The following is a 9633-nucleotide window of genomic DNA, read 5'->3' as shown; positions in this document are numbered from 1 at the left end:
TTTGTCCTTGTGCAAAGCGAACATGAATATCCACAAATATCTCCTTGGTTAACATAAATTATCCGTACAAAAATGTGCGAATAATACCAAGTGGATCAGTTTTAGATGATCGTTAGTGGATCAGTTTTGCATGATCGGTGACACCGGAGCTAAAGTGGGATGGTTTATAGAACTCGGCCAGATAAGCATTCGGTCGGACATTGGTATCCAGTTGCACCGCACCGGGTCGAATGCCGCCGGTCGCCAAGCTGGCCATCTGAGTAGCGGTGAAGTCGCTTTTACTAAGGATATCGCCATTGGCAGATATCTTGTGGGTCGGGCTATTGTGAATATAGCCATTGCTCACATCCAGCTGCGCCTGGTTTTCCGCCTGGATCTGTTGCTGTGGTTTGGGAGCCGGGTTAATATTAATCTTAATCATACTTTTCGGCGGGCTAGGCAGCGGGCCGTTACCCCTTATTGGCGTAAGCCAGGGTGGCGTATTCATCGTGATATTAGGAATTCTTTTTTCGTATTTATCCCCATTGCGGATCAGGTCATCCCGAATAATAGATGCTCCTTTCGATATTAACATCGCTTTCAAGGTTTCCGGGTTAGATTAGGAAACAGATTGCCTTCAAAACGCTTACCGTTGTAGCCAATGGAGTTTAAGGAGTAATAGACAAAATCGACACAACTGTTGGCATGCACGCTATATTTGCTATCATCAAATCCGCCCGATGCCGGTGTTTCTGAAAAATTTTTCAATTTATTATACTGCGCCTGGCTTAAGGCCAGGGTGACCTCATAGGAAGTCTGTTGGTAGGCGGCATTATCCGTATCCGTTACCCACCCTTCGCCAAACGGCTCACCACGTTTTGATTCAAAACCATAACTTAGCTCCTCGCCTTGGCCGTCACTTAACACATACCACATATGGCCGCCCGATGAAGAATGTATCTCCCCGGCCTTGTGTTCATTCTTATCGACCTGATAAATATATTTGGCTCCCATCGGCGCCACTTTATAGGTAACAGTATATTTTTTATCCATATTTTACTTCCTTATTGACAAAATGCTACAGTTAAATTTTAGGATCAAAATAGCTAACGTGAGCAAAACTTTCGATCCCGTTAAATAGCGCAACATCTTCCAGCGTAGTAATGACCACCGAGTAATGTCCGGGTAAAAGCGATAATATTTTCATTTTCCGTACCGCGGTATTTAGCCTTCTCTTCTGGTAATAGAAAGCCTGCCCGCCATCAGTTCCCTTCGTGTTGATTATCTCGTCAAAAAAAACCTGACCATCCTTAACGATACGCAGCGAAATGGGGATTATCACCCCGGTATCATTAACGCCTCGGAATAACTCAAGCCGCCTAAGTACTTCTTCATAATCTCCTCCTTTATCAAATAACAGAGCAAACAGATAGCCCCCTTCCTTTTTAATTTCAAACTCAACTGCAACCGATTGACCGGCGCGGGTTATATCAAGCGGCCGGTAGATACTAATATGTTCAGTACAGGCCACCAGCCAGACACTGCTGAACAAAAGCATTACTGTGCGCCACATGCTAACTCTTACCTGTCTCGCGAATACCTTCATCTTGTTACTCCAGCAAAAGCAGATGATCAGAAAATAGTGATTGTTAATTTATTAATTCTACGCTGGCTTACTAGCGGGTTTGGCTTTAGCCGTTACTTTCCCTGCGCCAAAAATCCACCACCCTTTGATTGCAAAACCCTAACTTCGCTTCTCAATCTTCTCCGCCACTTAACAGCTATGTCCGCCAAATCAGCAATCAATATCGCCCATTTGTTGCTTCACCTTATCGGCCTGATAAACAGATTTGACCCCATCGGCGCTACTTTATAAGTGATGGCATATTTATTTTACAGACAGATTATTGGTTACTTTTACCCAGCTAATGTTAATTTTTTGATCATAATAAGCCAACTCAACAAAACTCTCGATAGCTTTAAACTCCGAAACTGCTGTACTGGATAAAATTCAGACATTTTGTTAAAGCAATGCCTCCAGCTTAAATAGCCGCGACAGATAGAAACAAAAATTAGCTTAGAAATAGGCAAGTGTTGTTAGGCTTAGTGGTTAAACGGCGAAAAGGTTAAAGGAGAGTGTTTTTTCAGTGGCTAAAGAAACCAATATATACGTGGGCAATATCCATCTTGACTGAAAAGCGATAAGAGAAGAAAGCGCCAAGTTGGTTTAGATGCTGGCTAGGATAATGATTTTTAGCAACTGAATGTATCATTGGTTGTACAAGAAATATTATGCTAATCAAGAGGAAATGAAACAACAGATATTGGATTGCCTTGGTTACTACAACTGAATCCATTTACACCGCAAATAACCCATTATCACCTATGAGTGTCTAAGCGCTTTAAAACCAATCACTTAACAGATTTTTCTGCCCGATGAGCAATCGATTTTGCCTGCTTTATCGACCTGATAAATATATTTGGCGCCCATTGGTGCTACTTTATAGGTCACAGTATATTTTTTATCCATATTTTACTTCCTTGTTGACAGAAAATTACAGTTAAATTTTAGGATCAGAATAGGTAACTTGAACAAAACTCTCGATCCCGTTAAACAGCGGAACATCTTCCAGCGTGCTAATCACCACCGAGTAATGTCCCAGGAAAAGCAAAAATGATTTAATATCCCGTACTGCTGTGGTATCTATTCTTCTCCCCTGGTAATAAAAAGCTTGCCCGCCATCAGTTCCCTGCGTATTGATTGTCTCGTCAAAAAAAACCTGACCATCCTTAACGATACGCAGCGAAATGGGAATTATCACCCCAGTCTTATTAATACCCTCGAACAACTCAAAACGCCTTTCCATTTCATCATGCCCCTCGCCAGTCTCAAATAATAAGGCAAACAGATAGCCCCCTTCCTTTTTAATTTCAAACTCAACCTTAACCGATTGGCCGGCGCGGGTTATATCAATCGGCCGGTAGATACTAATATGTTCAGTACAGGCCACCAGCCAGAGACTGCTGAACAAAAGCATTACTGTGCGCCACATGCTAATTCTTACCTGTCTCGCGAATACCTTCATCTTGTTACTCCCAGCAAAAGCAAATGATGAGAAAATAGTGATTGTTAATTTATTAATTCTACGCTGGCTTGCTGGCGGGTTTGGCATTATCCGTTACTTTCCCTGCGGCAAAAGGTTCACCACCCTTTAATTGCAAAACCCTAACTTCGCTTCTCAATCTTCTCCGCCACTTAACAGCTATGTCCGCCAAATCAGCAATCAACATCGCCCACTTGCTGCTTGCTTTTATCGGTCTGATAAACAGATTTGCCCCCATCGGCGCTACTTTATAAGTGATGGCATATTTATTTTACCGGCAGATTATTAGTTACTTTTACCCAGCTAATGCTAATTTTTTGATCATAATAAGCCAACTCAACAAAACTCTTGATAGCTTTAAACTCCGAAACTGCTGTACTGGATAAAATTCAGATATTTTGCTAAAGCAATGCCTCCAGCTTAAATAGCCGCGACAGATTGGAAAAAAATTAGGTCAGAAATTGACAGGCATAATTGGGCTTAGTGGTTAAACGGCGAAAGGGTAATCGCCTAGTTTAGAAGACAAAGCGATAGCGACAGCGACAGCAGATAACCGCTTTACAGCGGTTATCCTTGCGCATGACCATTTTTGCCTATTTCCAGTCTGGCTACCGCGCTTTGTAATTAGAATAACGGAATATTTTCAGCGAGTTTGATAATGTATTTTCTTAATGGTCCAATATAAAAACCCGGCCCAATTCCTGACGCGGTTTTGACTCACACTTATCAAGGTGTGCGTTGCGGAAATATTTTTAATAAACTAAACCATATCCATAGGGATAGAGAGTACGGTCTAAATCAGGCGTTTTAATATCCACCGGCAATTTACCTGTCGGGGAGTTGATTAAGCGCTTATTGGGGGTGAGAAATAGCGTTCTTAGCCCACTACGGATGTTGGTTTCCAAGTTATTTCTATTATTATTTATCGCATCAAAGCCCGTAATGCCATAAATGGCAATATTGGCTTTCACGCCACGCAAGTAAGCAATATCATAAGGATTATTGGTCGCTATCACGACCACTGGAATAGCATTACGATTAGCAACATTGAGTATTCGCTGGGCATTAATGGGGGCTTTTTTAAGATTATAAGTGGCTAAAATAATGAGATCGGAATTTTGCATTTTTGTCGTTAATTGCTGCTCAGTTTTATCATCCGCCATCATGGTAACCACATCATCTTGGGTAGTCATATTAATATTTAACTCATCAGCAAGAGCGAGTAAATGTTTTTTAATTAATTGATTACGTGCTTTTTCATCGGAAAAAATGACAATTTTATTATTATTTTTTAACTGAAACGGTAGTACGTTACTGTTTTTTATTAATGTGATGGCATTGTCTGCAACCATATTCTCAATATCTTTATCTATTTTTGCTGCAACAACTTGTTGTGCTTGCTGAGCAGACTTATCTTGGGCGGAAATTCTATTTTTTAACTTACTCAGTACGACCCGATAAGCAGATTCACCAATGCGACGGTCTAATTCTGGATTGCTTTGCGCTTCCGTTTTTAGATAGTGATAGAGCTGTTCCAGTTTAGTGACATCCTCAATAGCGGTAATTTTTACTGGCATTAAAATGATGTCATTGCCCGCCAATATGGCTTGTTTAACCACCCAGTTAGCGTCAAAGTTTTTGGCAATAGCGCCCATATCCATGGCATCGGTGATAATTAAACCTTGATAGTTCAATTTATTGCGTAATATCCCGCTTAATATTGGCTTAGAAAGGGTTGCCGGCACACCGACTTGCCTTTTATCTATAGTAGTTAGTTTATGGTTATCTAATGCCGGTATAACGATATGTGCTGTGATGATAGCATCGGTATTTGGCATGGTATGCCTGAATGGGAGTAACTCAAATTTGCGCCATTGTTGCTGACTAATATTAATCGTTGGCAAGGATAAATGGCTATCAGCAGTGACATTACCATGGCCTGGAAAATGTTTAATTGCCGTTAAAACAGCATAGCGATGAATGCCTTGAATATAACTGTTGGCCATTTCCGCCACCAGCTGTGGCCTGTCTGAATAAGAACGGACACCAATAATAGGATTATCTTGATTATTATTAATATCAACCACGGGCGCAAAATTAAAATTAAATCCTAAATGCATAAGTTCATAACCATGGATCATACCAACCAATTCACTCAGTTGTTTAGAACGCGTTGCACCTAATGCCATATTACCCGGCATCTCAGTCCCTATCCGCAGTCGTGTGACATAACCACCTTCCTGGTCAATACTTATAAATAGTGGTAAATTGCTACGTGCCTGTTGCAACGCATTAATCAGGTTTACAGTTTGTGGCGTGTCAATTAAATTATCTCGAAATAAGATCACTGAACCTAAATGATAATGGTGAATAATATTGGCGATTTCTGGTTTGAGTTTGGTCATTGCCAACGCATTTTTTTCCGCGTCAATTCCCCAATGGGGAAAACCCAACATTAACATCTGCCCTAACTTTTCTGCAAAACTCATGTTTTCAACGAGCTGTTTGGCTTCCGCCTCTGGGGATTGCCATAGATCAGCTAATTGTTGATGGGTAATCACTTTCGCGGAACAAAAAAAACTTAACAGACACAATGACAAAGCTATTTTTTCATTTTTATTCCTATATTACTGGTGAGTAAAAAAGTTTTATTAATTAACTGTTGTGCTTAGGAAAAAATAAACTAATATCAACAAACTGCACTAACTTAGCATAATCTTAACAAAAAACCTCACTTCAATTAGTGAGGTGGTTACTCGCTTAACTGGCTAAAATCAGCAATCTATTGAGCAAACTCAGCGATAGGATTAATCAAATCTTCAGCAAATTGCAAACTTTGCATGGGATCCAATAAATCCAGCATCTGACGATTGTTAGCAATTTGTAATCGATTTAAACAGCAACGTTTGATTGTAGGCGTAAATAGAGGATAACGTTTAAATTGCTGAGCAAATTGTGGATGGGTCGATTGATAATCTAAAATACAATTCGCCACTGACTGCCAGAACTGTTGTTGGGCATAACCCGCTTTTTCATCAAGAATTGCGGCTATATAGCGAAAGACACCATCAAACACGTCCGATAAAATAGTCAGTGTTTTCATCTGTTCTGGCATACTAACTTTTACCCGACTCGCTTCTGCTGGCAAATCCGCCTGTGGATCCATCACCAACACTTCTTCTGCCAAATCTTTCATAAAAATAGATTGTGGAATATGATTTTCTAGCACTAGAATAATATTCTCTCCATGTGGCATAAACATTAAATCATAAGCATATAAACAGTGTAAGAGTGGTAGTAAGTAACAGTCCAGATAGCGTTTAATCCATTCATCAGCACAGATACCTGATGCGGCAATTAGAGCAGGTAAGAATGCGTTACCTTGTTGATCATGGTGTAATAATGCCGCCATCGTCATCAATTTTTGTTTGCTGCCAATTAATTGTAAGGGATTTTCCCGCCACAGTGCCGCCATCATTTTTTTATAAGGGGTATCGCCTTGGATCGCTTGCTCATAGTAATGATTTCTAAAACCAATACTGGCAACTTCCCGTAATAACCGAAAACCACAACGACGTAAAACATCATCTTGTTGTACCAGATCATATAGCCAATCATTAATCGCTGGTGTGGTTACCATGTAATAGGGCGACAAACCGCGCATAAATCCCATGTTCAAGATAGATAACGCAGTTTTCACATAATAGCGCTGTGGTTGGCTGCGATTAAATAACGTCCGTATTGATTGTTGGGCTTGATAGCAATCTTTGCCTACGCCTAGATAGATTAGTTTTTGACTAGCAAGCTCATGAGCAAAGATGGATGGTAACTTATTTTGCCACTGCCATGGATGAAATGGCATCAATAGGTACTCCTGTGGATCCAGTCCAAGCAAAATTAATTGGTGGTTAAAATCAATTATCTCCTGTTGACTCAATTCTTGCTCGATTAGCTGTTGATAACTAAGCTGCTCTATACAGGCAAACTGGGCCTGACTTTTATGTGCCGCTAACCATATTAAATGGATACCTGCCGCTGATTCAGGACTGAAACATTGAAAATCCTGTGCATCAAAGCCAATTCTGCCATTGTTAGCGATAAAAATTGGGTGCCCTTCCATCATTTCAGCCTCAATGGTCTGAAAATCAGCATGCAACAAACTATCAACGGTAATACCAGTACGATGGTATTTAAATGCGCTACTATGTAGTGTACTCATTAATTCTTCCACATAAGTTGGCATAACACTGTCACTGATCCCAAGCTGATGTTTAAATTCAATAATGAAACGGATAAAGTCGAGTTCAGCCCAATTCTCTGTGTGCATTTTTTGCAGCGAGTCAGCATCAATCAACCAATGATCTAATGCCAATCGTCGCGCACGGAAATAATACTGTACGCCATACTCATCATTATCCAAACGATAATAATGATAACCATCTCGATCGATTTTTTCTGTTAATTGTTTTGGCGATAATAAACACTCATGAGCAAACTCGGAAATGGCTTTTCTCAGCTGTAATCGATGTACTTTTTGCCAAACCTGCGGATATAAATGATGTACCAAAGGATTATCGGGCTGTGAAAATTTAATTAATGGCGCTGATTGCAAAGCTATTTGATGCTGCTCTCTGGTACAGAATGCTAAGCCAGCCATTTTATTTGCTAATTGCACGGTTTTTTCATACACAAAACCCGCCTTTATATTTAGCCGATGAATTTTCGTATTGCGAATATCAGGCTCAACAACAATCCGCTTAACCGCAGGGTTATTGAAAATGAAGGCGATAATGGTTTGAAAAACCCCCCAGGTAAACTGCTTGATTTTTTGCTCCGATGGCGCAACCAAAATATGCATTCCCATGTCACCTGGGTCAGCACGATAGTGCTGGCTGATAACATCATCTTGTGCCCAATAACACTCGAGTAAAAATACTATTTTTCCCTGGTAACTGCCAGTAAAGACCGAATTAGGCTGACGGATCAATAGATCTTGATAAAAATTTTTTACTTGTTGCGAAGTATAATTTTGCATTCCCCAATAATGCGCATAATTGCGATTAACCCATTGGCTAATAATGGCAATATCTTCATTTAGATTCAGTGGCTGTACTGAAAATGTGCCGACATCAGTGACTGTTTTTTTAAACGGCGCCATAGTTGCAACAGACATCAATTGACTCCTTCTTACGCTACACCAAACTGCTGGAATGCAATACTATTTTCTATTGCATAGTGTTCTTTGCCGGTAATTTGTTTAATTAAATAAGAATTACGATAACAGGCCATGCCAAGATCTGGCGTAATAAATCCATGAGTATGGAGTTCGGCATTTTGCACAAAAATGCGATTATGCTCATCAATACTGTAATTACGCCGTACGTCATAGCGTCCGTACTTATCCCAACAGATCTGGTCACGGATACCATCAATACATTTAGGTATTTGGTATTGATAACCTGTTGCTAACACAACAGCTTCCGTTGCCAGTGAAAATGCCGCTTGTTGCTCATGTTGACATAAATCTAATCGCAGTTGTTGTTTTTCATGATCATACTGTAGGTGTTTTAATTCACTGTTGGTATGTAATGCCACAGGCAGCTTGCCATTCAACCGTTTGCAATACAGCAGATCAAAAATGTCATTGATAAGTGAACTATTAATTCCTTTGTAGAGGGATTTTTGGCTACGATTCAGTTCATCACGTATGGTGTCTGATAGGTTATGGAAATAATCGATATACTCCGGTGAAGTCATTTCTAACGTTAATTTGCTATATTCTAACGGGAAGAAACGCGGCGAGCGCGTTACCCAATTCAGTTGATAACCATAGATATCAATCTGACTAAGCAAATCATAAAAAATTTCTGCTGCACTCTGGCCGCTACCGATGATAGTAATTGATTTCTTTTGCTGTAAACTGGCTTTATTAGCCAAATAGTTATCAGTTCGTACTATTTGCTCAGCAAATGGCTGGCAACATTTCGGTATATAAAGTGAAGGGCCGGTTCCTAATATGAGTTTTTTGCAGCAAAACTGATGACACTGTCCGGTTACCGTATCAACACAATGCAAGGTATAGCAATCCAGCGAGGGATCATAATTGATATTTTCTACCCGCGTATTAAAACGCAAATTGGATAATTGCTCTGCTGCCCATTGGCAATATTGGTTATATTCTTTGCGCAATAAAAAGAAATTTTCCCGAATATAAAATGAGTAAATACGTCCTTTTTGTTTGATATAATTGAGAAAACTTAATGGATGACTGGGTGATGCTAAAGTAACTAAATCGGCAATAAATGGCGTCTGCATCGAGGAGTTTTCCAACATCATTCCAGGATGCCAATCGAAAGCTGCATTCTGATCAATAAACAGGCTATTGATCTCTTTTATTGGTTGAACCAGACAGGCTAATCCCAGATTAAATGGGCCAATACCAATCGCGATAAAATCATAAGTCCTGGTTGTCATAATAACTCCTAACAAAATTGCTCCGTTTAAAAACGGGAATAATTATTTATTTACATGATGTCTTGTTAGTAAACGC

General features: G+C 39.9%; 8 protein-coding genes. All 8 read right to left on the bottom strand.

Annotated features, from left to right (window positions below):
- Positions 1-112 precede the first annotated feature (112 nt).
- The 8 genes from G468_RS0100570 to G468_RS0100530 all read right to left on the bottom strand — a co-directional run bounded on the left by G468_RS0100570 (position 113) and on the right by G468_RS0100530 (position 9557).
- The gene (locus G468_RS0100570) at positions 113-583 is read right to left on the bottom strand and encodes a hypothetical protein (RefSeq protein ID WP_026821426.1); all 471 of its coding nucleotides are present in this window, start codon (positions 581-583) and stop codon (positions 113-115) included.
- Entirely contained in the window at positions 580-1032 is a 453-nt protein-coding gene (locus G468_RS19340) for a hypothetical protein (protein ID WP_026821425.1), read from the bottom strand. The genes G468_RS0100570 and G468_RS19340 overlap by 4 nt, the downstream gene beginning before the upstream one ends.
- A gap of 31 nt (positions 1033-1063) precedes the next feature.
- Positions 1064-1585: a DUF5625 family protein gene (locus G468_RS0100560; RefSeq protein ID WP_026821424.1), complete on the bottom strand. Its 522-nt coding sequence runs from the start codon at positions 1583-1585 to the stop codon at positions 1064-1066.
- Positions 1586-2540: 955 nt separating this feature from the next.
- Positions 2541-3065 (bottom strand): DUF5625 family protein, encoded by a 525-nt coding sequence (locus G468_RS0100550; RefSeq protein ID WP_026821423.1) that lies wholly within the window; start codon positions 3063-3065, stop codon positions 2541-2543.
- A gap of 58 nt (positions 3066-3123) precedes the next feature.
- The gene (locus G468_RS0100545) at positions 3124-3321 is read right to left on the bottom strand and encodes a hypothetical protein (protein WP_026821422.1); all 198 of its coding nucleotides are present in this window, start codon (positions 3319-3321) and stop codon (positions 3124-3126) included.
- A gap of 514 nt (positions 3322-3835) precedes the next feature.
- On the bottom strand, positions 3836-5683 hold the full coding sequence (locus G468_RS0100540; RefSeq protein ID WP_246067284.1) for a glycoside hydrolase family 3 protein: 1848 nt from the start codon (positions 5681-5683) through the stop codon (positions 3836-3838).
- A 182-nt stretch (positions 5684-5865) separates the two neighbouring features.
- Positions 5866-8256 (bottom strand): GNAT family N-acetyltransferase, encoded by a 2391-nt coding sequence (locus G468_RS0100535; protein WP_026821420.1) that lies wholly within the window; start codon positions 8254-8256, stop codon positions 5866-5868.
- 14 nt (positions 8257-8270) lie between these two features.
- The gene (locus G468_RS0100530) at positions 8271-9557 is read right to left on the bottom strand and encodes a lysine N(6)-hydroxylase/L-ornithine N(5)-oxygenase family protein (protein ID WP_026821419.1); all 1287 of its coding nucleotides are present in this window, start codon (positions 9555-9557) and stop codon (positions 8271-8273) included.
- Positions 9558-9633: the final 76 nt, after the last annotated feature.

It is taken from the genome of Arsenophonus nasoniae DSM 15247 (genome assembly GCF_000429565.1).
GTDB classification, from domain to species: domain Bacteria; phylum Pseudomonadota; class Gammaproteobacteria; order Enterobacterales; family Enterobacteriaceae; genus Arsenophonus; species Arsenophonus nasoniae.
Note: the sequence above shows the minus strand (reverse complement) of the source record. Positions and strands in the feature narration are given on the sequence as shown.

What these genes read in the sequence shown, in the direction of transcription:
- G468_RS19340 (WP_026821425.1), bottom strand. Translation starts at nt 1,032, where the DNA reads ATGGATAAAAAATATACTGTTACCTATAAAGTGGCGCCGATGGGAGCC.
- G468_RS0100560 (WP_026821424.1), bottom strand. Translation starts at nt 1,585, where the DNA reads ATGAAGGTATTCGCGAGACAGGTAAGAGTTAGCATGTGGCGCACAGTA.
- G468_RS0100550 (WP_026821423.1), bottom strand. Translation starts at nt 3,065, where the DNA reads ATGAAGGTATTCGCGAGACAGGTAAGAATTAGCATGTGGCGCACAGTA.
- G468_RS0100545 (WP_026821422.1), bottom strand. Translation starts at nt 3,321, where the DNA reads ATGGGGGCAAATCTGTTTATCAGACCGATAAAAGCAAGCAGCAAGTGG.
- G468_RS0100535 (WP_026821420.1), bottom strand. Translation starts at nt 8,256, where the DNA reads ATGTCTGTTGCAACTATGGCGCCGTTTAAAAAAACAGTCACTGATGTC.
- G468_RS0100530 (WP_026821419.1), bottom strand. Translation starts at nt 9,557, where the DNA reads ATGACAACCAGGACTTATGATTTTATCGCGATTGGTATTGGCCCATTT.